Origin of the sequence: Pelatocladus sp. BLCC-F211 (assembly GCF_041928655.1) — a bacterium.
Lineage (GTDB): Bacteria > Cyanobacteriota > Cyanobacteriia > Cyanobacteriales > Nostocaceae > Pelatocladus.
This window is the reverse complement of sequence record NZ_JBHFLM010000027.1, coordinates 13,873-39,373: the sequence shown is the minus strand read 5'-3', so window position 1 is coordinate 39,373 and position 25,501 is coordinate 13,873. Positions and strand designations below refer to the sequence as shown.

The following is a 25,501-nucleotide window of genomic DNA, read 5'->3' as shown; positions in this document are numbered from 1 at the left end:
TAAGTCAAATTTCTCAGTCTCAACATCAATACTTTTAACATAGGAAAAACTAAACATGAAAAGACTTATAGTTATTGACTTAGACCATACTTTGATTAGGAACGAGCAAGCTAATGCTACTTTAAACGAACGGCTGGAAGCCATACGCAATTATATTTACTTAGTCTATGTTACTAGTCACTCTTATGCTTCTAGCTATAAGCAAATAGTACAAGCAAAGTTTTTAAAACCAGATTACTTAATTACTAGTGTAGGTAGTGAGATTTATCAACAGGGTGTTCTTTTAGAAGAGAATTGGGCAAATTACATTTCAAAAGACTGGAATAGGGATACAATTTGGGCAATTGCTAGCCAATTTTCTGCACTAAAACCTCAACCTGAAAGCGAACAAACTCCTTGGAAGTTAAGCTTTGCGTTGGATATGACTGCCTCACTTCATGTTATTGATGATTTGCGAGATTTATTGAACTTTGCTGGATTGCGGACTCAAGTAATTTTCAGCAATGGATTGGATGTTGATATCCTACCCCAGAGCAGTGATAAGGGTAAAGCTATTGTATATCTACAACAATTGCTGGAGATACAAGCAAATGCAACCATTATTTGCGGGGGTTCTGGAAATGACATTAGTCTATTTCGACTGCCATCACCAGGTATTATCGTTGGCAATGCTCAGACAGAACTTCTTTGGTGGTATTACAAAACGCGTTACCCTCGGCACTATCTAACTCATTACCCTTATGCTGTAGGTATTCTTGAAGGTTTTGTCTATTTTAATGTGTTGCCGTTTTCACAAATAGATACTAGATAAGTTTACGTAAAAATGTAGTTTTGATTCACTAAACTAAAAGGGTATTAGTTTGAACAAATAGTAAAGGTTTAAGGGTAAGCTCAGTAAATATTTTTCCTTGATCCTTCCAGCTTGTTCCATCTACCAAAATTATTTTTGTGGACTAGTAATACTTAATAGATGATGTCAATATTCTATCAATATTATTATTCTAGCCATTCAATTAATCCCAGAGAAGTAACTCCACCAAAAAAGTGAGCGCCAATCATATTTACGTTAATAATATTGAGTTGAGGAAATAAAAAATAGCAGCTATTAGCTTTAAATTAACTAACAATTGTGGAAAAGTGGTAATAGTGCAAATACATGGCTATAGGGGTAAATAAATTGTGAATGTAGATCCCTCACCAACTTTGCTGCTAACAGTAATGCTACCTCCGTGTGCTTCGATAATGCGTTTGGCGATCGCTAAACCTAACCCAACTCCCCGACCTTGACGAGAGCGATCGCCAGTGTAAAATTGCTCAAAAATTCGGGGGAGATCGCTATCTTTGATGCCTTGACCTTGATCACCGATAGTGACAACAGCCTGTTTACCTTTTTTGTAGGCAGTGATAAATATCTGAGAATTAGGGGCTGAGTGCTTGATGGCATTATCTAGTAGATTCAGAAGTGCTTGCAACAGTCTTTCTGAATCACACTGTATTTGTAACTCAGCTACGTTTAACTGAGCGGAAATGTGCGAATTTTGCATTCGCGTTTCCATTGCTCTAACTGCACGGCTAATTAGACTAGAAAGCCTAATACGTTGTTTTTCCAGATGTGTTACTCCAGCTTCCAAGCGTCCCAAGTCCAGTAAATCATCAATCAAGCGTGATAATCGTTTGGTTTCGTCTTCTACATTCTTCAAAAAGCGATCGCTCACTGCTGAATCTGCAACAGCACCGTTCCGTAGGGCTTCAACCGTTACCAATACATTACTAATGGGAGTACGAAGTTCGTGAGACACGTTTGCCAGAAACGCTCGCCGTTCCTGATCTAACGAAGCCAAACGTTCACTCATGCGATTGAGTTCTGTTGCTAGCTGATCTAACTCGTTGCTTTGGCGGATCTGTAGCTTATCACCAAAATGCCCACTACCCAAACGGATAGCAAAATTTTTCATAATTTGAATGGGGCGGGAAAGGCTACGTGCTAGCCATTCACTAATGATAGTGCAAAGTAAAAGTGTAAACAAAAGCGTTCCCAGCACTGTCCAGATAACTATGGCGAACTGACGTTGAAATTGTTGCAAGGTAATAGACATTCGCAACACACCTAACAACTGACCATTACGGACTATCGGTTGAGCGATAAATAATCTATCATCATTGGACAAAACTCCTTTTGCTATACCTTGCGCTTGTTGTTTTTCTAAAGCTGCATCTATCCCAGGTACTACTAGCCAGTTTGTCACTTGTCGGTCTTGTTTGGAGTTAGATGTAGCGAGTAGTTGACCTTTACTGTCAAAAACTCGGATTGTGATAGTCTCAGCTGCACCATAACGCTGTACAACAAGCTGTACTTGTTGGCGATCGTTTTTCTCCAGCGCATCAGCAATACTCTCATTGATAGCAGTACTCCAGTTCTGCATCTCTACTTGCCTTGCTCTCATAAAGTAGGCATGGAATGACCAAAGAATGTACCCTGCCATCAGCGAGGTTCCCAAAGCAGTCAGCAATAGGTAAGTTGCTAAGAGCTTGGTGTGAATCGAATTCCACTTGATTTGCAACCAACTCATGATCGCTTACGGTTGCTTTTCAGCACGACGACGCAGCACTGCTTTGATGCGTGCCATCAGTTCACGAGTATTGAAAGGTTTTGTTACATAATCGTCTGCTCCTGCCTCTAATCCCCATATTTTATCCACGTCTTGGTCTTTGGCTGTCAGCATCACAATCGGTACATCAGAAAAAGCACGAATCCGCCAGCAAACTTCCATACCGTCAACCTCTGGCAACATCAAGTCTAACAAGATTACATCTGGTACTTCCTTATGGAATTGTTTGATTGCACTGTGACCATCTGCTACTGCTGTTACGCTATAGCCTTCTTTTTGCAAACTGTAAGACAGGCTTTCTCGCAAAGCTTCTTCGTCATCTACTAGTAATACGTGGGGCATAGTTTCTCTGAGGCTAATAGTTTTGATGAGAAATATAATCTAATTTCATCTTTCAAACATCTTTCCAAGAATAGAAATTCATTGTAATAAGACAGAGTTTCCAATTCACCTGGAATTGCTGTAGAAATTCCTCATCGTTATATAAGCATGATAGATGGATGTCTAAACTTTGGCTGTATAGACATTTTACGCGCTTAAGCCTAAAAGCCTAACACTGCTGCTACTTGAGCAGCAAGTTTCTGAGCATTAAATGGTTTACTAATCACCCCTGTAACCCCCCATTCAGCAAATTGAAGTGCTTCTGTGACACGCCCTTTAGCTGTTAAAAAAATTACAGGAATATGCTTGGTTGACGAATTTGCTTGTAAATTTTTAAAGGTTGTCAGACCATCCATATCAGGCATCATCACATCTAAGAGGATGGCATCAGGGTGAGCAGTTTGAGCCAAGAGTAGTCCTTCACTCCCACTTTTCGCAGTCAATACCTGCCAACCCCCCATGATCTCCAAACAGGTTTGAATCAATTTACGGATGTCGTCTTCATCATCAATAACAAGGATTTGCTTGGCAGTCATCGTTATTTTCTTCCTATCTTTGAATCACCAAAAAGGTGATCGCTTACTATTAACATTTTTCTAGTCTAGGAAAGCCTGAAGTTAGGAAACGAGTATATGTATCTGAAATCAAAATAATAATATTCACTTCTTAAGATAGGACTTAAAAGTGAAAATCTGGTGTAAAAATATAGAATTCCTAAACAAGTAAATAGCTCTTTGGTGTTTGCCTATACCTGCGGTGCAACTAGAAAAAACAAAAGATGCAAAAATTAACGCGCTCTCAGCTAAAACGCTACGGTGTTGCAATCTTAACAGTTTTATTAGCACTACTACTTACACAGTCACTATGGCTACTGCATAGATTTAGTGCTTACCCACTATTTTTTGCTGCTGTCATGGTTAGCTCTTGGTATGGTGGTTTAGAACCAGGTCTAATGGCGACTGTTTTGTCTGCTTTAGCTTGTGCTTACTTCTTTTTACCTCCACTTTATTCACTGGCTGTGATTGGTTTCAATACAGTAGGGCTGGTTCAGTTTGTCTTAGTGTCACTGCTAATCAGCATACTAAACCAGATGTTACGTTCTGCCCAACGACGAGCCGAAATTAATGCACACCAAGCACAACGCAATTACAATGATCTACGTCAAAGTCAGGAAAAACTGCATCAAAGCGAACAACGCTACCGTTTGTTTGTGGAAGGAGTGAAAGAATATGCAATTTTTATGCTTGATCCGAACGGATTGTTTCTCAATTGGAATATTGGAGCAGAACGCATTTTAGGCTATCGAGAAGCAGAGATTATTGGTCAGCATTTCCGGCACATTTTCACACCAGAAGCAATTGAGTGCGGACGACCTGAGCAAGTATTGAGAATGGCTGTTAGGGAGGGTTTTTCTAAGGAAAATCGCTGGCACGTTCGTAAAGATGGCACACATTTTTGGGCGCATTGTGTCATCATACCTTTACGAGATCAAGACGGAAATCTGCGCGGCTTCTCAAAAATTATGCAAGACCTGACTGAGCGGAAACAGGCTGAGGAAGAACGCGAGCAACTACTACTGCGCGAACAAGCCGCACGTGCAGAAGCAGAAGCAGCAAATCGCTCAAAAGATGATTTCTTGGCAATAGTCTCTCATGAATTACGCACCCCTATGACCGCAATTCTGGGATGGGTTGGGATGTTGCAAACAGGTAGGCTGGATGAGGATAGAGCAAAAGATGCGTTGGAAACAATTGAGCGCAATGCTAACTTGCAGATGCAACTGATTGAAGACTTACTTGATATTTCGCGCATTGTTCAAGGAAATCTCTCATTGAATTTTGGCAGAGTTAACTTGCTAGAAGCGATCGCCCAAGCTTTAGAAGTTGTACAACCAGTGGCAGATGCTAAATCTATTCAAATTGAATCGGCGCTTGATACCTCGCTAGAACCGATTTGGGGTGACTCAGACCGCTTGCAACAAGTCGTGTTGAATCTGCTTTCCAATGCAATTAAGTTTACACCCGACGGCGGACGGGTTGAGGTTCGGCTGTCAAGCTTGAAGGACAGGTCGCCACGAGGACAGGTCGCCACGGGGAATTGTTTCTTCTCCACGTCCCCGCGTCTTACTGTCTCCGCGTCTTCCCAGTACCCAATCACCAATGCCCAATTCCCTATTCCCTATGCCCAAATCACTGTCAGCGACACAGGTAAGGGTATCAATCCTGAGTTTCTGCCGTATGTTTTTGACCGCTTTCGTCAGGCAGACAGCACGAGTACTCGCTCAAATAAGGGGTTAGGTTTAGGACTGGCGATCGCTCATCATTTGGTAGAATTACACGGCGGTACTATCGATGCTCAAAGCCTGGGAATAGGGCAAGGGGCAACTTTCATAGTCAAGCTGCCGCTTACAACCGTTCCTTCGTCAGAAGATGCTCAAACAAACGATACAGACCAGATACAGCCGCCAAAGATTGGGGAAAATGCAGTACCGTTAGACAATCCTCCAAAATTTGACACCTTGCGTGTCCTAGTTGTGGACGACGAAGCGGACACGCGCAAGTGGATTAGTACAGTACTGCAAGAGTGCGGAGCAGAAGTTATTGCCGTCGGTTCAACAGGTGAAGCACTGGCATCGCTCGTAAAATTCAGACCAGATGTGTTAGTGAGCGATATCAGTATGCCAGATGAAGATGGATACACGCTTATCCGTAAAATTAGAGAACTTGAACCGGAAATGGGTGGACGCATTCCTGCTGTGGCACTTACAGGATATGCGAGGATAGAAGATTGCAGACAGGCTATTGCAGCAGGCTTTCAGCTACACGTAGCAAAACCAGTCAGAGCAGCCGAGTTGATTGCAGTGGTTGCCAGCCTTGGCAGAATGTCTGGAAAACTTTGAGCAATTCTCTTGGCACATATCGAGGTCGATTATTGTAACCGTTTAGAACCAACAAAAGCAATTTCCGTATGACAACATGATTCTCGCGATCGCACTCAAACTGTTGCTCTCTGTACTCGTTGAAACTCCGACAAATCGTTTCCGCGAGCGCGTCACCCCTGAAATTACACAACTAACCAAAGGTTGAAGCCAAATGAGCAATTTTGGCAACATGCTCAATGCTCCACAACTTTTCCACTTTTTAGAGATATCCTCAAACTAGAAGCAGTTCAATCACTGAACTAGCGTTCAACAACTTAACCTCAACATCCTTTTTAACTAACTTTTAGGTATTGCACATTTGAAATGATTTAAAAAGAAAAATACAGCATTAAATCATTTTTTAATTGTGTAATGCCTATTTCTTCTCATTAAGTTGGGAAAACTCAGAGGTTATGTGCTTTTGCTGAGTTTCAACATTTTTTGGCATCAAATTAAAATCCTGTGACACAAAGTCAAGTTTTATCAAAGTCAAGTTTTATCTACTTATCCAGTCTCTTTGGAAAAGGGGTGTAGTGAAAGAAGTTAAAAAGCAAAAGTTAACAGGTAATAGTCTCTCTGTTTACTTTCCTCATACCCTAACAACAATTGTACTCAAGATAAAATCTAACCCCACATTTGGAGGATATTTTCAATGTTTAGCTTCTTACGTTGGTCATCAGGTAGCGCCGCTTTGCTATCTGTTAGTGTGACATTTGGTGCGATCGCTCCTGTAGCAATTTCTGCTCCCGTGGTTGCTCAAACGACTTCTCCATCTCCAAGTCCGGGTGCAGAGGTCAACTTTTCTGATGTTGCACCTGATTTTTGGGCGCGACCATTTATTCAAGCTCTAGCTCAGAGAAACATCATTACAGGCTTTCCCAATGGAACCTTTAGACCACAGCAGGCTGTGCAACGTGCAGAATTTGCTGCAATGATTGCTAAGGCTTTTGATCAAAATCAAGTTCGACAATTAACAGAATCTGGATTTACAGATGTTCCTGGTGATTACTGGGCGGCTTCTGAAATACAAGAGGCCTATAAAACAGGATTTATGGTAGGCTATGGCGGCACATTGTTTTTCCCAGAGCAAACTATTCCCAGGGCGCAAGCGATAACTGCTTTAGCAAATGGTTTGCGTTTATCTCCTAATGGTACGTCGGCAAATATTCTTAGAGGTTACTACCAAGATGCTGGATGGATACCTGCCTATGCCATCAATCCTATAGCTGCTGCGACAGAGGCAAGTATTGTTGTCAACTACCCAAATGTAAAAGCTCTCAATCCGCTCCGAAATCTCACTCGTGCGGAAGCCGCAGCACTTTTGTATCAAGCCTTGGTAAGGCAAGGAAAAATAGAACCACTTGCTAACAATGTGGCGGCTACTAATTACATTGTGGGTCGCAATAATACGGTCAGTCAAACCAATTCCACGACTATATCTACATCAAATAGTAGTAGTTCCACTAACGCAACCACTTCAACAACTTCCACAACAGAGCCTGGTGACATTTATGCTCTCTCTACATTGAACTTTACAACATTGAGTTCTGCATTGAAAACAGCAGGTTTAGCAGACACTCTCAAAGGCAAAGGCCCTTATACAGTTTTCGCTCCAACTGATAAAGCGTTTGCTGCTTTACCTAAAGAGACTCTGAACAGATTATTACAACCTGAGAATCGAGAAACACTGACTAAGATTTTGAAATACCATGTGGTGTCTGGTGAATTAACTAGCAATGAACTCAAGCGTGGAGAACTGAAAACGCTTGAGGACAGACCTGTCAATATTCAAATTAATCCTGGCACTAATCAAATCGCGGTGAACGATGCGAGTGTGACTCAGCCGAATATCCAAGCAAGTAACGGTGTTATCCATGCGATTAATGAAGTTTTAATACCGCCTGACATCAATTTGAATCAGTTAAGGAAGTAACTGTCTCTACATCAGGATGTGTTGTAAACATTTTTTGAATCGGTATTTTCACAGGAAGTCCACTAGCAGGAAGCAGGAAATGAAGATGTGCAGAAGATGGGCTTCTTCTAGTGTCTATTGCATCTATTTGTTTATTCACAAACCACCTGCTGATTACTTTGCTTGCTTTTGATTCCACAAAGCCAGGAAGATGTATCAGGTGCGATCGCACAAATGACGGTCTTCCTCTTTGACATTTGCGCTATTTTGCAAATAGTCTTTGGCCCAATTGCACCCTTGCATCAATAATTTCTCTGGGCTGGAATCAAAATCTAAATTCCAGAGAATGACATTACCTAGTGAGTCTGATGAAGCCAGCACCCGACCATCAGCACTGAAACTTAGACTTTTGACCCCAGCAGTATGACCACCAAGGGTTTGCAATACTTCTCCCTTAAGGTTCCAAAGCTTAACTGTCATATCTTCACTGGCCGTAATAATAGTCTGTCCGTTATGGCTAAAAACTACAGCATTTACCTCACCCTCATGTCCCCGGAGAGTTAACAACTCTTTACCCTGTCGGTTCCAAAGCTTGACCGTTTTATCCTTACTAGCAGTAGCGATCATCTGGCTATCAGAACTAAAACTGACTGAATTTACTCCTGCTTGATGCCCGTGTAAGGTTAATATTTCTTTACCTTCCCGGCTCCAAAGTTTGGCTGTACCGTCTTCGCTGGCGGTGGCAATAATTTGACCGTCGGGACTGAAACTCACACTCCTCACACCTGCTTGATGTCCCCGTAGAGTCAACAATTCTTTACCTGTGAGATTCCACAATTTGGCAGTTGTATCCCAACTGGCACTGGCAATAGTCTGACTATCAGGGCTAAAACTAACGCTTCTCACATCCCCCTGATGTCCCCGTAGGGTAGCAATTTCCTGACCAGCTAGATTCCACAGTTTTATAGTTTTGTCTCGGCTGGTGGTAGCAATGAATTTGCCATTGGGACTGAATTTCAAACTTCTCAAAGTATCGTCATGACCGCCGAGTTTCGTTAGTACTTGTCCCTGTAAATTCCACAGTTTAGCCATAGTGTAGCGACCAGCAGTACCAAGGATCTGACCATCGGGACTAAAACTGACACTAGCAGCTGCGGCTTCACCAAGATTGAGTATGGAGGGGTGAGATTTATTGTCCAATTTCCACAGTCTGACCATCCCATCCTCACCACTACTAGCAAGTAGCTGACCATCCTTACTAAAGTTGACACCCCAAATCGCATCTGTATGACCTTGGAGAACTTGCAGTTGTTTGCCTTGGCGATTCCAGAGTCGCACAGTTTTGTCCCAACCAGCAGTAGCAATCGTCTGACTATCGCGGTTGAATACTACACTACCAACTGTATCAGTATGTCCATGCAGGGTTACTAATTCCTTTCCTTCTAGACTCCAGAGTTTCGCGGTTTTGTCCTTACTGGAAGTGGCAATTATTTTACCATCCCTACTAAAATTAACATACATTACCCAATCGCGATGTCCCTTGAGTGTCAATAGTTCTTGACCATTGAGGTTCCAAACCTTGGCAGTACCATCCCGACTAGCAGTAGCGATCATTCCTCCTTTAGGACTGAAACTAATAGCAACAGTAGGTGCATTATGGGTATGGAACGATCGCAATTCTTTACCTTCCAAATTCCATAACCGCATTGTGCCACCCCATTCCATCCCCGCCACCATCTTGTTATCGGGGCTAAAGCCTACGCACGCCACCCAGTCTTGATGACGCAGGGTAAGAAGTTCTCGACCATCTTCAACACGCCAAACCTTAACAGTTTTATCCCGACTGGCACTGACTAACATCTTACCATCCGGGCTAAAATTAACACTCCACACCCCATCAGTATGTCCCCGGAGGGTGTGAAGTAATTTACCATCACGCCGCCAGATTTTTACCGTCTTGTCCCAACTGGCAGAAGCAAGTTTCTGTCCATCAGAACTAAATTTTACCCGTGTCACTACATCTGTATGCCCTACTAAGCGGTTACTTTCGCGCACCCAGTAAATAGATTGCCGTAGTGCCTTTTCTACCTGCACTTTTAAATTTGTACCCGCATTATTCCATCCCATTTGGTTTAATTGAATACTTGCTTTCATGCTTGATAGCAAGGCATCCAAGTTATGGTGAGATTCAAAAGCAGCTTCTGATGAAAGAGTGAGCGCTTTAATCTCACCAATAGTTACCTGTCGTTTTTGTTGCGCCGTTTGCCATGTCAGTAATCCTGACAGTCCCACTAGAGTCACAGCTACCACCGAAAGCACTGATAAACCCATCAAGCCACGTCGAATGGTTTTTTTCGCTTGCTGTTGGGCGTTAAGCAGAATTTGATTTGCTTGTTCGGATGTGCTGAGGGCATTTTGTACCTCTCGTTTATCGAGTTCCTCACTAGCAGCTAAAAACCGATAATCTTGGTTACTCAAACTCTTCCCTTTTGCCCAAGCTTGAGCTTGTTTGAGTGCTTGTCCCCGTAGGAGATATGTTTCATTTTGATAATTAGATGCTACCCAAGCATTCAGTAAATCTGCGTAAATTCGCAATTTCTTTAGTTGCTTTTCCACCCATTCGGAGTTAAAAACCTCCTCATATATGCGGTTGTAAACTTGTAATACGCCTTGATGTTTAACAACTAATCCCGATAAGAGTAACTCTATTTTTTCTGGAGAATCATCAGCAGGGACACTGCCATCTTGGAGAATTTGCTGATATAGTCCCAGCAGTCTACTGGCACGTTGTTCATTGCTAAGTAGGCGATCGCGTATTGTTCTTAAATGCGGTGGTTCATCTTGGGCCGCCCAATTTTCAATTATACGCGATCGCACAATTCCAGATACTTGATCAGCAATTTCCTCATGCTGCGTTAATATCTCCCCCATCAACTTTTGCAAGAATGGATACTGAGGACTAGAAAATTTTCCTCCTTTGTGCGTCCCCGCGTCTTTGCGTCCCCGTGTCTCCCCCTCTTCTATTCCCTCGTTCCCCCACTCCTTCTGTGCTACCAACTGACATAGTTTTTGAGTCAGAAATGGCTGTCCTCCCGTCCAAGCAAGTATCTCCTTGAGTACGGACTTGGGATTATCTACCGAATCAGCCAATCCTCCTTCTAATGGTTTAACTTCATGCAGACGGAAACCATTCAACTCAATCGCCCGACCAATATTAAAAGGCGTCCGGGTTTTATCTGCTATTAAATCTGAGGGTGTTGCTACTCCCAACAAGGCAAAGGTCAGGCGTTTATATTCGTGACAAGAGCGGATGAGAGCAAAAAAATCATCTGTATTAAATGATAAGCTGAGGGTACTGTCGATTTCATCGAAAAAAATCACAATTGGTTGAGTGATTAATTCTGGTAGTACGTTTTGCAGCAACTCGCCCAAACGACCTACAGGCGATAAATCTTGTCGTTCTGCTAGCCAATTGCGGACGTTAATTTGGCTAGATAAACGGAAACTTCGCACCAGACGCATAATAATGTCAGCATACCATTGGTCTGGTGTAATGTTTTTGTTCCCAATCCCAGACAAGTCAACCGTTGCACATGCAAAGCCATCTTCTTGCAGTTGCTTCGCCACCTGTACCCGCAGGCTAGACTTCCCCATCTGGCGGCAATTTAAAACGTAGCAAAAAGCACCTGCTTTCAAAGCCTGGTAGAGTTCTTGATCTGCCTGGCGCATGACATAGCTAGGTGCATCTACTGGCAGGCGACCACCAACTTGATATTCGTAGGGTGACAACAGTTCGTGCATTCTGATTGCCTGCGTCATTGATCAAAGGTTGACTGACTTTATTTTTAGGGTTTGAGCGGTCAATTGTCGATGTAGAAAAGTTAAGGATTTTGAAAACAGAGGGAACTTAGAATTATTAGGGATCAGGGATCGGGGATTAGGGAAGAGATTTTAATTAATTCAAGACTGAGAGCGGGGTTGAAATCGCCAGTTAACAGCACGAGCCTGAGGATAGGGGCGTAAAGGTACAAGTTCAGAAATAGAAGTCAAATTATAGTTTTTGCCAGGAATGCGAAATCGCCAGTTAACAGCACGGGGTTGGCGATAAGGACATTCCGGAGTAAGAAGACGCTCAAAAATCAAAGCACGGTAGATAAGTTTAATTTTCTTTGGTTCGCTAGCATCTGTAGAAGCTTGTACTTTGCAGATACTTGCTTCAGGTTTAAGAGGCTGGTTAGCTTGAGAATCTACCTCGCGATTAAATATTTGCATAGTTTTAAATACACCTAAATGAATGACTCCGTCTTATGCAAGTTGTCAACAAATTTCATCGCCAGCTGATGTAAGTAATACCACGATACTTCAATTGTCGTGGTAACTGTTGTTGTTTTACAACTTTGGGTAAATGAAATCTCGTCTTTACACCTCTATAGAGACCAATTCTATATTCTTCGGTGATGTAGGTTTCATAAGGGTTAGATTCGTAATTAGCAGCTCGATAAGTTAGTTGCATAGTGTTTTTCTGCGAGGGAATGTATAACACTTACATCTCTACTTATAGGTTTGAGACAAACAATAGTCGATACAGAAAAGTTAAGGATTTTATTGACTTAACTCTTGATGGAAATTCTTAACTTTTTACATATCAAGCTTCTCGTAGCTATAATCCTGCAAAAATTAACACTTAAGACATCACACAGTTATAAACATTGTCTACCTTGCCATAATCTAGCTTTACTATCCGGTCTGATAAATAAAAATATTGGTCGTCATGAGTAACCACTACCACAGTTTTACCTTTATTTTTTAGCTCAGATAATAATTGTGTGTAAAAAAGCTTCTTAAATATAGGGTCTTGGTCTGAAGCCCATTCATCGAATACATAAATAGGTCGGTCTTCTAAATAAGCAGTCAATAAAGCAAGACGTTTTCGCTGTCCTTGAGACAATAAGGTAGTCGAAAGTCTACCATTTTTAACTTGAACTTTTTTATCGAGTTGTAATTTGACTAGATAATCATATATTTGCTTGTCAGCAATAGTTTTACCTAAATTCAAGAAATTATCGAAGAGACAAAAATCGGAAAATACAACTGAAAAATGTTGGCGAAACCACTCTTGATTTTCTGTAGTAACTAATTTGCCATTGAGATAGATTTTTCCACTTTCAGGAACGTATAAACCAGTGATTAGCTTAACAAGAGTAGACTTACCACTACCATTACCACCGACAATAAAAATAATTTCACCACTCGAAACAGTCAAATCAATTGGGCCAAGAGTAAAAGCTGTATCTTCTGAGTCTTGATGATAGGTATGAGTGATACCCACAAATTCTAAACGGTGACAAAAATTATCTGCTTCATCCCAATTCATTAAATTACTTGCATAACAGTGATTGGACAATGATATTTTGAGAGAATTAACCTTCTTTAAAGCAACAGTTGCTTTGCTGAAAGTAGGAATAGCACTCATAATGTAGTCTAAAGGTGAAAGCAGGTAGAGAATAGTCAGCGCATATCCAGATAAAATATGAATGGGGATAGTTTGGAGATTAGGCAGAGCAAAAATTACCAGTCCAACAACTACAAAGAATAAAATATTTCCCCAACTAGCAGCCGCTGCAAATATAGTCATCCCAACTACATTGTTACGCCGATATAATTGTGCAGTTTCTCTCAGTTCTTTCTTTAAAAATGTTTGTCGTCGCTGATAGTGAAGTTTCAGTTCTTTGGTTCCCTCAGCAATGCTCTGAAAATGATTAAATAATTTATCTTCTTGCTGACGAGCTAAAATAAAGAATGAGGTTGCTTTGTGTGCTACCTGTTGATAGCTAAATATTCCTAGTAGTAAAGAAATGACCACCAGCAAAAATATTGTTGGAGATAACCAAAACAAATAAAAAAGGCAAGTCACTACAATAGTAATGTCAATACATAATGTAGGAATAACGTAAACCGTGTTAGAAATTGCCAAAACATCATCAGTTAGTGTAGCTAAAATGCGATGCTTTCCTAAACTCTCCAAATAATATAGTGGTGCAGCTAAAACTCTCTCACTCAAAATGAGTCGTAATTCTAAAATTGCTTTTTCTGCTAGATTTATTAGTAAATATTTAGAAATGATGTTAGTAATAAATTTTATAAAACAAAGACTGACAAAACTCCAAATTAATGCTGTCATCTGTGATGAATGATTAACTTGAGTATTGATTGTAACAAGCAATCCAGCGGTGCTAACCCCACTTAATAAACCCATGAAGGCAGCAAGAATCAGGATTCTCCAAGAAGAACGTAACAGTAAAGTTATTAAGTTCATGCCAACTCTTTTGTGATAGATAGTCTTGCTGTTTATATATAGAAGTTGGATGATTGCAGTGTCGATACAGAAAAGTTAAGGAAATAGGGAGGAAAATAACTTAACTTACAAACTTAACAAATAAATAGAGAAGGTAGAAACGAGATTTCAGTAGGTTGGCAACGGCTCAAATTCCCTAACTAATCTACATCGACTATTGCAGCCCCACATTTTATAAAGAAAGAGAACAGTTAAGATTTGCCATCAAAGTCAATTTTATGAACGCTAAACTAGACGTGATCATCATTGGGGCTGGTTTTTGCGGTATTACTGTAGCTGCAAGTTTAAAAAAATTTGTGATTAAGAATTTTGTTGTGATAGAGAAGGGTGAAACTGTCGCAACTATCTGGCAAAATGCCTATGAACGATTAGTTACTCAAAATCCTTATTTTACTCTACCTTTCTTTGAGGGCAAGGGAAAATATTCCACGTTTAAGAGCAAAGAGGAAATGGTGCAGTATTTAACAGAATATGCAGATCATTTTCAGGTTTATTCGTATATTCGTTTTGGTGAGGAGGTACAAAGTATTACCAAGATTTATAATCAAAATCAAACAGATTATAACTGGCAGATACAAACAACTAAAGACATTCTATACAGCAAGATTCTTGTTATATGTACTGGACTAAATAATGAACCTATGATACCAAAATTTGTTGGGCAAGAATATTTTGTAGGGAAGATTATTCATAGTAGTGCCTATAAAAATGGTTTTTCTTATAAAAATAAAAAAGTTTTAGTCATTGGTTCGGGAAATTCAGCAGCAGAAATAGCACTTGATTTATATGAACACGGTGCTGCTCGTGTAGATATGTTAATACGTGGTAAACGTTGGGTATTTCCTCTTTATCCGAGACTGCGATCGCTACAATATTTGTTATGGCGCAGTAGGTCATATTTTAAAAATTTGTTTAATCAAAATACAACAGATACGAGAATAGCAGCTATGGAGAGAGCAATAGATTTCTCTCCAGAAGAATTACAAGCAGACATCAAGGAAACAGATAAATTTATTCAGCGTTTTGCTTTAGATTTGAGTCCGTACTCTATCTATCCAGATGATAAAGGGCCAATGGATATGGAAGTTAATCATGGCCGTGTAGCTTGGGTGGATAGAGGTACTGTTAAACAAATCAAAAAAGGCAATATTCAAGTCACCAGTAGTAGTATTCAGCAACTCACAAAAACAGGCGTAATTTTTGCCAATGGTGTAGCACAAGATTATGATGCAATTATTTTAGGTACTGGCTTTCGCCCTGGTATTAATAAAATTTTGAGACAGCCTGAGTTGTATCTAAATGTGAATGATAGGTTATTACCAAAAACAGATGGTAAATGCCAATCTATTATTGACCCTACACTTTACTTTGTAGGCTTTGAGAAAATAGTGGGTGCATCCGCAACTTATGGATATTATGGCTGGTGTACAGGTAAAAGAATTGCTTTGCAATTGCTGGAAAGCCAATTTTCATCGCGTCAAGAATATAATGTTTTACTCTAGTGGTCTGTCTAATTAATTGTGATAGTCAAGTTAAACTTGTTCGTAGTAAGGACTTTAGTCCTTATTTTCTAAGCATAAAATGCTTACTACAAACTTATCAATATTTTTTGATGCCATAAAAGTTAAGTTTCGAGTTAAGTTAGCTTCCAGTTTTAATTCCTTAACTTTTCTGTATCGACTTTTTTATTTACAAATTCTATAAAGATAACAGAATATCTGAAATCAAGGAGTTGAACTGATGAATCGTGTAATGAATTCTATGAACAATATGCGCTGGAACAAATTTTTGACCATTGCTTTACCAATCAGCATATTGTTATTTACACAAGCTTGTGCGCCAAGAAGAATTTTGAGCGATAAAGACAATCCTTCTAATCCTACATCATCTATTGCTCAGAATTCTGTTAAATCTCCACTCAATCATGGTGGTAATTAAATTCTTCTTCTGGCATCAGCAAGATTAATCTTTCATCAAAAGTTTCCGAAAATTTGAATCTCCCGATTCATTTGTCAAAATTCATAGAACTTACACATAGAAACTTTGTGTAAGTTCTTTCCTGCATTCTGTTTTACTAAGCGATAAAACGAAAAGTTTTACACCACATGAACTAGCAACTAGGAGAAAAATATGCAGCCACAATGGGACAACTATTTACAGACATATACTAACAAATCTTATCAGTATACAACTCTGGTCGAGCATACAGGGGTATTGATATCATTGGCAATGGATAGCGATCGCCGTATATATTACACTGTTCTTGACCAGCAAGATGACCCCAATCCAATTGATGCGAGAAATTGGTCATCTACACCCCAAGAATTGGTTTTTCCCAACGAAATTACACAAGTTGGGTTTGGTATTCTGCCCAACAAAGTTTTACCGACAGTGAGAAGCAATGGTCAACCTGCAATAAATCTTTCAGAAATCGATTTCTTCCGTTCTACAACGGCAAGATTAACAGCAGATGCACCGTTTCAAGCTTTGAGTGATGGACAATATATTTACCTGTTCCGACAGTCTATTGATGGTAATCATCCTGATAACGTTACTGTCAGCAATTCAGATAATTCAAGACCAATTCCAGTTGTTGATCAAACACTCTTAGTAGATAGATTTATTCTTTCTGGTACGCAACTGAAAACAGCTAGAGAAGTCCGCTATCGTCGCAGTCGCCATAAAATTCTCAAGAATGGTGCAAAAGATACTCTCGGTGCTACAGATATGGATAATCGTCCATTTTTTGAACCAACTATGGAGTTAGGTTTTGTCCGGAATTTGGTTGATGGACGGTTTACAGTTTTGCAAGTCCCCACGGGTATTCCTGATATTAAACGTTGGCAAATATTTGTCCATAATCAACGGACTAACAGAATTGATGCTTACAATATCGAACGTTCTGCTGATGGATTTTTCAATACTCAAGGTACAGAAAGTCCAGATGCGTTTACGAAAATGGGTTATGCAGAATCAGCTATAAAGTTAGATGCTGATACCTATGTTGCAGGTAAAGCGCAAGTCATCAACAAAAAAGAGTTTAATATTTCCGCTTGGATTAAACCAGAAACTACTGGTGTAATTTACTCCGAAGGAACACCAGCAGCAGTTTTCCAAATAAAATTGGTTGAAACTCAGTTAAATACTGATGGACGATTTCTTCCTGGTTACGGTATTCAGGTAACTGCTAACTCCAAGACAGTTACTTCTGCGGCTAATGCGATCAAAATGGGGCAATGGAATCATATTAGTATTTCTCTGGCTCCGGCTCCAGATAATATCAATGCACCTGCAAATTCTGGTGTGGTGAAAATTCAAGTAGGGGATGCGGTTGTTAACGGTGCTGGGGAAGAAAATCAATATTTATTGTTTCCCACGACTACCGCGACGACAACTTACATGGTTGTTGGCAGAAATGTCGGTTCGTTGTACGGTGGTTCGCAACCCGCTTTACCTATTGTTGCAACTGTTGATGAATTATCGATTTGGGAACGGGAACGTTCAGAACTGGAAGTTAGAGAAACTAAAAAGTTCCGTAAGGCGGGAAATGAACCTGGTTTAATTACTTATTGGCAATTTGACGAAGGAAACGGTACAACGGTTTACGATCACACTGATTCCCTCAACAATGGTATTGTCGAAGGACAAGCCGAGTGGATACAATCTGACGCACCTGTAGGCGATAATCCAGGTATCCAACGGACGAGTTTTGGATTTGGCGATCGCACTGTGGCAGGTAAAGGTATCTCATCTGTGCTGTATTATCAGCAAGAGGAAGTACCTTCAGGATATGATAGAACACCCGCACCCATCAAGCAAAATGCCCGTGTGTTAGTTGCGGTAGCAACAGCCGATGAAAACTTGGATGTCAAAAAAATAGCTGTTCTGGACTTGGCTGTGAGTAAACGGGGTCGGTTATCGCAAATTCCCGACAATATCAATCTACCGTTGATAGACACAAAGACAAAAGACCCGAATACCTTTATCAACCAAATCATTCAATTAGAACAAACTGAAATTCCCAATACCCAACGGGAAATTGACTCTCTCAATAGAGAAATTGCTACGCAACAAGCAACAATTCAAAGATTAATTATAGAGAGGGCAAACAGAGAACGATTGAGAGCAAATCTTGAAAACGGTACAGGTGTTACAGGATATTCCCAGCCTCAATTTACAGGTGCTAGTCAAAGATTAGGCATAGGCGAACATCCAACATTACGAATTGCGATTAACTCTGTAAAACCAGATCCAGGTTTGTATGTCATCCTCTATGAACAACCAAACTTCCAAGGTGCTTCCCGCGCCCAATATGAGGACGAAAGCAGATTAGGTGGCACTTATTTCTTGAGTAATTACATGAGTGCGAGGGTGCGTACTACTGCAAGTTTTCAGAATCAACTGAATACTTACAACTCGGAAATCGAGGGCTACAACCAACAAATTACCAACATTCAAACAGTAATTCTTCCCAACTTAAATAAGCAGCTGATAGCACAAACAGAACATCTGCAAAACCTCAAAGCCCAACTAGCTGATTTACGCGCCCAATTGCAAGGTAAATTTGCTTTTCCCATGCAATTAATCCATATTGACTCCAATGGTTTGAATGTGGTGGGTGGACTGCTAGATTTTGCTTGGACAAATGATGCACCGCAATTGTTTGAAAGTGCTAACGGAATGTTGCGGTTGTATTTCCGGGGTAGTGCAGACCAATTTTTTGCTGTTAGTTACAACACCAATGTTGCCCGTGCTAGTATTTTACTTTCTAATAGCGTGCAACTACAGGAACGTTCTCCAGGATTGGGACGCAGTGAAGTGAAAGTGATTATGGCTAGTGATGCCAATCCTGATACTACTACTGTCAAGATTACCGATGGGGAAGATGCTAATACTTGCAATGTCACCCTGGAAAATAGCCTGCTGAAAATCACAGAAACTTGGCAACGAGTCCCCCGCAACCCGATGGGATTAGCACGAGTGTTGAGTGGACAGGCGCGGGAGGTGGTTTATCTCGGTCGTTTGGGTGCAGCTGTCACAGGCAAAGTTGATACAATTACCCTGGCGGAACCTGTGACTCAACGCTACGAACAAGGTGCAACCCTGGTAATTGGTACAGGAACTCTGACTTTAAGGAAAGCGATCGCACCCGGCGAAAAAGAAGTTAGCATTAGCGAAATTACCTTTACAGATACCTTACCTGCGGGTACAACCATCAACTTGGTTGAATACGGTTATGACAGTTACAGCAGCTTCAGCAACACAGGCGAGCTGATGAATGCTCCTTATAATCTCAAATTTGGTTCGGTTTTGGTAGAAGTGGCTGGGGTATCCAACACAGGTAACATTGAAAATCTCGCCACCCGTCCCCTGACTGGCTTATCTCAACCCAACGCTTGGATTTCCGACACCCCAGGAAATGCGCTGCAAATTCGCAGTGGACATTTAAGCGGCGATGCTACCGAGTTATCAAATCAAGGCGACATTTCCCTAGAAGCTTGGATTCGTCCTGATAAAGACATCTCTCGTAACATTACTTGGATTGTCTCGCAAAATTCCCCCACATCTAGATATTCCTTGGGGGTTCAAGGAAAGCCTGTAAATTCTGCCTTCCGATTCAATGGACAAAGTGACTATATCCAAGCCGCTAACCTCAACTTGGCGAATCAATCCTTCACCATCGAATTTTGGGCAAAACGAGATTCTGCTAGCCTTAATGCCTTATTTTCCGCAGTTCTCACCCAAGGAAGACCTACTAATAATAATCAACTACACTTCGGTTTCCGTAAGAACGGAGTCTTCACCTTCGCCTTTTATGGCAACGATTTGAATACACCAACTGGTGTTGTTAATGATACTAATTGGCATCACTGGGCTTGTACTTTTGATGCCCAAAGTCGCAAACGCATTGTTTATAGAGATGGGACTCGTGTTGCTGATGATATTGCCACCGCAGCTTATCAAGGTACAGGGGCATTACTGATGGGAACAATAGAGAATCCCTCCAAAGAGTTTTATTTCCAAGGTGCGATTGATGAAATCCGGGTTTGGGGGAAAGTACGTAGCCAAGCTGAGATTAATGATACTAAAGACTGTCGTTTAGATGGCAACGAATCAGGATTGCGGGCATACTATCACTTTGAAGATGGAACAGCAAGCGATCGCACTGGTAACGCCAGCAATGATGGGCAAATTTTCGGCAGTCTCCCCAGAGTAGAATCAGGACTCACCGCCTACAACGTTGTCGCTGGGGTGAGAGACCGCTACCTCACCAGCACTGAACCAATGTGGACAACTACTTGGGAACACATCGCCGCCACCTACGCTGAAGCCTATGCCTTGAGATTCAATGGTGTAGATAATTACCTCGACTGTGGCAATCAAGTTGGTTTAGGGGTAGACAACGAACTAACAATTGAATTGACTGTAACTCTACCTAACAACAATCAAATGTTCTTCCCCTTGTTGCACAAAGGTAGAATTGGCAGAGACAACCCCGAACTTACTGCTTGGCTATACGTCAGACGAGATTCTGCAACAAACTACAGCCTGTGCTTTGGTTATGAAGATAATCAACAACTACGCCTGGTGATCGCCCCCGTTAACGCACCTACCCCTGGTACTCCGGTGAACATCGCCGTCACAGGTACACAAACTGATAATGGCTACACAGTTAACTTATACTGGAACGGACAATTTAGGGGAACTGGAACTAGTAGCGGTAAACCAGTCACCAGTTTACAACCTCTGGAAGTAGGTAGGTGTAATGGTATACCCCAAGGTACAACAATTGTTAATGGCTATCCTCGTTATCTGTTGGGAACCATCAGCAGCTTGCGGGTGTGGAACCGTGCTTTAAGTATGGGTGAATTACACCAAAATAATAGCGATCGCGATAAATTAGCAGGTGAGTGGCGGATTAATGAAGGTTCCGGTAACACTACCGCCAATTTAATCGGTAATGATGAAGCCAGAATCATCGGTGCAACTTGGGTTCCTGACCCTGCACCCACAGCTACCAGACTAGATTTATACATCAACGGTATCCCTGCCCAGATTGACCCGATAAACTCTGTCACCCTGCCACAAAATCAGTTTACCTTGGGTCGAGATTTCCGGGGAGCAATTGATGAAGTCCGCATTTGGAAACAGTTCCGCACTCAAGAACAAATTCTCGATAACCTGTTTGGACAACTCAAAGGCGAACGGGAAAACCTGCTAGCTTACTACGAATTTGAATCTGATCCTACAACCGCAGGAAAAGTCACCACCGTCAACGACAGCAGCCTGCGGGGAAATCACCTCACAGCTAGCAACAATGCCGATATTCAACATACCTTTTCCCGCGCACCCCTGTCTGATGACATACCTTTAGTCAGGAATGCTCTGGGTAGTGTAAGTAACAGATACAACAGTAATATTACCAGCCGCCCAGCGATCGCCGAATACGCAGACATCCAAACCGCCGACAACGGCGAAATCACTGGAGTTCACAAACGCTGTTACGCTTTCATTCAAGACAGTCATTGGTATTTGCTCACAGGTTACAAAGTTGGTAACTTAATTACCGAATGGATTAGTCAAGTCCAATTCGACCCGCAAATCAAAGGTTACATCGAAGGTGCGCCCCCCGTTCCTTCCGAAAACCTCACCGCCGGGCCAATTGATGATTCTTCCAGCACTTACGTTAATACCACTTCTGTAGAATTTGTCGAAGCTGATAGCGTTTCCTACACAATTTCTGCGAGTAAAAGCAGTAGTTTCAACTCCTCCTTTGAAGCATCCATCACTGGAGAAGTGAGTCAAAATATCGATGGTGTAGTTGCTCCTTTAGGCTTCGGTATTATCACTAGAGATATTATTGCTGGCGGTGTTAAATTTGGTGGCTCAGTCAAATTAGACACCGAGTTGAGATGGTCGAGTAACCAGCAACAAACTAACAAAACCAATGTTAGCAAAATGACAACTGTTGGTTTGGGTGGCGCTTGGGAAGATCCAAATATTAACCGACGGCTAAATAAAGCCATGCCTCGTCGTTACCAACCATCTAACGTCGGCTTTGCTCTAGTAGAGTCGGAAACCGCTGATATCTATGCCTTGCGCTTGGCACATAATCGCGCCCTCGTTACCTTCAGGATGCTTCCTAATCCCAATATTCCCAAGGATACCAACATCATTCCTTTCCCCATCAAACCTGGTTACACAAAACAAGGCACACTAGATGGTGCTGTCGGTTATGACCAAAACGGCAAAGTCCTAGATCCGAATTATCCCGAAGCTACAACCTACGGCGAGTATAGCTACTTCAAACCCAGCGAAGCTTACGCCCTACGTCAGCGTATCCAAGCCGAAGAAACCCGCTTGCGTACCTACTACGAAGACTTCCGCACCACCCCCCCCGGTGCCACTGGTGTTTTAGCTGGAGGACTCACAGGCGCGATCGCCGGAGCTTCAGTTGCTGGCGCAGCCGCACCCTTTGTAGCGGCTGCGGGAATTGCCGCCGGTGGTTTAATCGATGCCTTGACTTCCAACAACGATTTACCAGAACAATACAGTAAACGTAACTTAGTCAACAGCTACATTTGGACAGCAGACGGTGGACTCTTCGCTGAATCCACAGAAACCACAGATGTACAGCAAGAATCTACCAGTGGGGCTTATAATTTCACAGGTAACGCCACCTTCAGTGCTGCCGCCACCGGGGAAGTAGTTGGTATCAGTTTAAACATAGAAACTAAAGCATCTTTCGGTGGTAGTTTAAACCTCACCAAATCCAAAACCAAAGAAGCCAGCCAATCTTTTAGAATCGATCTGACAAATAACACCCAAGGCGATTTACAGAGATTTAGGCTAGATGAAAGAGGTAACTTGGTACGAGATGAAGCCGGTCGCCCCATCCGCGAATTCGATGCCAATGGTAATCCTTTGGATGCTCCCGGTAAAGTCAACGCCTATCGCTTCTTAAGCTTCTACCTCACCCCAGATACCCAAAATTACGACGCTTTCTTTAATGAAGTCGTCGATCCCATCTGGTTAGAGGAGAATAATTCCCCCAACGCTCAAGCACTCCGCCAAGCACGACAACCCCAAGGCGGCCCCGCTTGCTGGCGCATCTTCCACCGCGTTACCTTCGTTAGCCGCATCCTCCCAGAATTTCCCGACCCCACAGCCCCACCTCTAGATCGGGCAATTCAAAATACTGACTTAAGCAGCAGTTACGAATTAATCAAATTAGTTGAGCCATTTGTCCGTAATGCTACGGCTAATGCTGCCCAATTCGACGCTGCTGTGAGGAATGCCATCCGCGTTTATTTACCAGAGTTGTCTGAGGGTTTGACTCAGGAGGTTGTATTGGCGTTGGCTAATTATTTCGGTGTGGAGGGAGTGAATTAGTTAACACGAGGGAATAAGACTTAAAATGCAGGGTGCGTGAGACGAAAAGCCTCACGCATCTTTATTTCAATCAAGGAAACAGTTCTAGAACATCGATTAAGACAATAATTTTAAGTTCGCTAATAGCGAACCAAATTCACAAAATTGTGCTAAATTGGGTTTAGTCGGGTTAAAGGAGATGTTTGCCACTCACTGGATCGTTATTACGATCTGAGGAAGATGTTTGATCTTCTACCGTGTTTTGCTAACTAAACAGTAAGCAAGCTTCATCAACTACTCAGTAGTAAGCAGTGCGAGCGCGGTGAATCCAACTGAGATAAGTAACGAAGCAAAGGTACTGAAGGAGCAGCACACAAGCGCAGCCAAGGCAAAGCGGCTGCGCCGGTATAAGGAGGGTTAAAACTGCCGTTCTCCGGGTTTGTTTGAGGCAAAGCTCATTCACGTTTAGTGAGTGAGTGCAATCAAACCCATAGTTGAGGAGATTCAATATGAATAACCAACATCCCGACAAACGGCAGGAGCAGTCAAAAAAGCGTTATCAGCGGTTCCTAAAATGGCTCCGTAAACCTCAAACGCTTCGTCTGTTATTTCAAGCCGGTCCAATCATTTTCAAACTTTTGAAGTGGTTGATCGATTTGTTGCAGGACTAGACTGCTAACTCTTTTATACAACTCCCATGCAAACCCTCTAGCCAAGGAAAACTAAATATGTTGAATGAAGCTCTAAGGTTGATGAGGGTATTCCATGATTTATCTCAAAAGGAGCTAGCCGAGAAACTAGGAATATCCAAGTCCTATCTTTCTGAAATAGAGTCAGGGAAAAAGATTCCAACGCTTGATTTACTCAATCGCTATTCAGAGTTCTTTGATATACCTGTCTCTTCAATTATGTTCTTTTCTGAAAGCTTGAACAAAGATGTAAGAACAGAAAAGTTGAGGATGTTTGTATCTTCTAAGATTCTTGCAATCCTCAATTTTATAGCTGAAAGGTCTGCTCATACTTATGCTGAGGAGTAGAAAAACAGGATATGAATTAGATCAATCGCCTTTCTATTGTTTGCAATCTAAAGCAAAACTTGCAAGGCTCCTGTGCTTAAGTCTCACTAAGCTCAAAGAATTTACTCTCTCCGAGGATATGTATGTAGAAAAAGAAATCTTTAATCCTGAGAGAAAAAAATCTCGTATTGTGGAAAAACCAAAACCTGAATTAAAGCGAATTCAGAAGCGAATTGAAGAGCTTTTAAAGCAAATTAAACTCCCTAACTATATTCATGGCCCAGCCAAGGGCCACTCTTACGTCAGTAACGCAAAAGCTCATCTAAATAGTGCTGTAGTGAGAAGCCTTGACATAGAGAAATATTTCCCATCTACAACATCAAAACGGGTTTATTGGTTTTTCCACAAACGGATGAAATGTTCTTCAGATGTCGCTGGGATTTTAACAAAGCTGTCAACTTATAAAGAACATTTGCCAACAGGAAGTCCATTAAGTCCAATTTTATCCTACTTTGCTCATATAGATATGTGGGAGGATATCAATGATATTGTTGAGAGTGCAGGTTGCACTCTGACTGTCTATATGGATGACGTAACAATCTCAGGAAATTCTGTAACGGGTGAGCTAATTTGGCAAATTAAAAAGCAGTTTCATCGTTGTGGTTTACGTAGCAATAAGAAGAAAGAGAAGTATTACGTTGGAAAAAAGTCACGTGAGGTTACTGGAATCATTATTCAAAGAAACACTTTGAAGACCCCTAATCGACAACATAAGAAAATGTATAATATCCGCAAGCAAATATGTGTAGAAACTGACTCTAAAAAATATGATAAATTGACACAGCGATTGAGGGGTTTAGAATCGCAAGCACAGCAAATTAATAAAGCTAATGATACCTAAGCAGATGAAATCTAAATAAATATTCAATTCAATAG

15 protein-coding genes are annotated in these 25,501 nt (G+C 41.5%); 8 read left to right on the top strand and 7 right to left on the bottom strand.

All coding sequences use genetic code 11. The annotated features are described in order from the left end of the window. Positions 1–55: 55 nt before the first annotated feature. Positions 56–811, top strand: a complete 756-nt coding sequence (locus ACE1AT_RS02160) for a sucrose-phosphate phosphatase (protein WP_374865673.1) — start codon at positions 56–58, stop codon at positions 809–811. A 349-nt stretch (positions 812–1,160) separates the two neighbouring features. Here ACE1AT_RS02160 and ACE1AT_RS02155 read toward each other — a convergent pair whose 3' ends face one another. The 3 genes from ACE1AT_RS02155 to ACE1AT_RS02145 form a co-directional block, all read right to left on the bottom strand. Further along, on the bottom strand, positions 1,161–2,570 hold the full coding sequence (locus ACE1AT_RS02155) for a sensor histidine kinase (RefSeq protein ID WP_374865672.1): 1,410 nt from the start codon (positions 2,568–2,570) through the stop codon (positions 1,161–1,163). Between the two features lie 6 nt (positions 2,571–2,576). After that, entirely contained in the window at positions 2,577–2,951 is a 375-nt protein-coding gene (locus ACE1AT_RS02150) for a response regulator transcription factor (RefSeq protein WP_374865671.1), read from the bottom strand. A gap of 200 nt (positions 2,952–3,151) precedes the next feature. Continuing rightward, on the bottom strand, positions 3,152–3,526 hold the full coding sequence (locus tag ACE1AT_RS02145; protein WP_374865670.1) for a response regulator: 375 nt from the start codon (positions 3,524–3,526) through the stop codon (positions 3,152–3,154). Positions 3,527–3,768: 242 nt separating this feature from the next. Here ACE1AT_RS02145 and ACE1AT_RS02140 point away from each other — a divergent pair, with 242 nt between their 5' ends. Further along, on the top strand, positions 3,769–5,889 hold the full coding sequence (locus ACE1AT_RS02140) for an ATP-binding protein (RefSeq protein ID WP_374865669.1): 2,121 nt from the start codon (positions 3,769–3,771) through the stop codon (positions 5,887–5,889). A gap of 673 nt (positions 5,890–6,562) precedes the next feature. After that, positions 6,563–7,843, top strand: coding sequence for a fasciclin domain-containing protein (locus ACE1AT_RS02135; protein WP_374865668.1), 1,281 nt, complete (start codon positions 6,563–6,565; stop codon positions 7,841–7,843). A gap of 195 nt (positions 7,844–8,038) precedes the next feature. Here ACE1AT_RS02135 and ACE1AT_RS02130 read toward each other — a convergent pair whose 3' ends face one another. The 4 genes from ACE1AT_RS02130 to ACE1AT_RS02115 form a co-directional block, all read right to left on the bottom strand. After that, complete coding sequence (locus tag ACE1AT_RS02130; RefSeq protein WP_374865667.1) at positions 8,039–11,623, bottom strand: AAA-like domain-containing protein; 3,585 nt, start codon at positions 11,621–11,623, stop codon at positions 8,039–8,041. Between the two features lie 159 nt (positions 11,624–11,782). After that, positions 11,783–12,094 carry a hypothetical protein gene (locus tag ACE1AT_RS02125; RefSeq protein WP_374865666.1) on the bottom strand — a complete coding sequence of 104 codons (312 nt, stop codon included), beginning with the start codon at positions 12,092–12,094 and terminating at the stop codon, positions 11,783–11,785. Positions 12,095–12,149: 55 nt separating this feature from the next. Continuing rightward, on the bottom strand, positions 12,150–12,335 hold the full coding sequence (locus ACE1AT_RS02120; RefSeq protein WP_374865665.1) for a DUF4278 domain-containing protein: 186 nt from the start codon (positions 12,333–12,335) through the stop codon (positions 12,150–12,152). 171 nt (positions 12,336–12,506) lie between these two features. Then, the gene (locus tag ACE1AT_RS02115) at positions 12,507–14,138 is read right to left on the bottom strand and encodes a cyclic peptide export ABC transporter (protein ID WP_374865664.1); all 1,632 of its coding nucleotides are present in this window, start codon (positions 14,136–14,138) and stop codon (positions 12,507–12,509) included. Between the two features lie 257 nt (positions 14,139–14,395). Here ACE1AT_RS02115 and ACE1AT_RS02110 point away from each other — a divergent pair, with 257 nt between their 5' ends. From ACE1AT_RS02110 to ACE1AT_RS02090, 5 genes are all read left to right on the top strand, one after another. After that, the gene (locus tag ACE1AT_RS02110; protein WP_374865663.1) at positions 14,396–15,679 is read left to right on the top strand and encodes a flavin-containing monooxygenase; all 1,284 of its coding nucleotides are present in this window, start codon (positions 14,396–14,398) and stop codon (positions 15,677–15,679) included. Between the two features lie 238 nt (positions 15,680–15,917). Next, positions 15,918–16,115: a hypothetical protein gene (locus tag ACE1AT_RS02105; RefSeq protein ID WP_374865662.1), complete on the top strand. Its 198-nt coding sequence runs from the start codon at positions 15,918–15,920 to the stop codon at positions 16,113–16,115. A 192-nt stretch (positions 16,116–16,307) separates the two neighbouring features. Further along, positions 16,308–23,570, top strand: a complete 7,263-nt coding sequence (locus ACE1AT_RS02100; protein WP_374865661.1) for a LamG-like jellyroll fold domain-containing protein — start codon at positions 16,308–16,310, stop codon at positions 23,568–23,570. Positions 23,571–24,277: 707 nt separating this feature from the next. Then, entirely contained in the window at positions 24,278–24,586 is a 309-nt protein-coding gene (locus tag ACE1AT_RS02095) for a helix-turn-helix transcriptional regulator (protein WP_374865660.1), read from the top strand. Continuing rightward, the gene (locus ACE1AT_RS02090) at positions 24,573–25,466 is read left to right on the top strand and encodes a reverse transcriptase family protein (protein WP_374865659.1); all 894 of its coding nucleotides are present in this window, start codon (positions 24,573–24,575) and stop codon (positions 25,464–25,466) included. Before ACE1AT_RS02095 ends, ACE1AT_RS02090 begins: the two co-directional genes overlap by 14 nt. Positions 25,467–25,501: the final 35 nt, after the last annotated feature.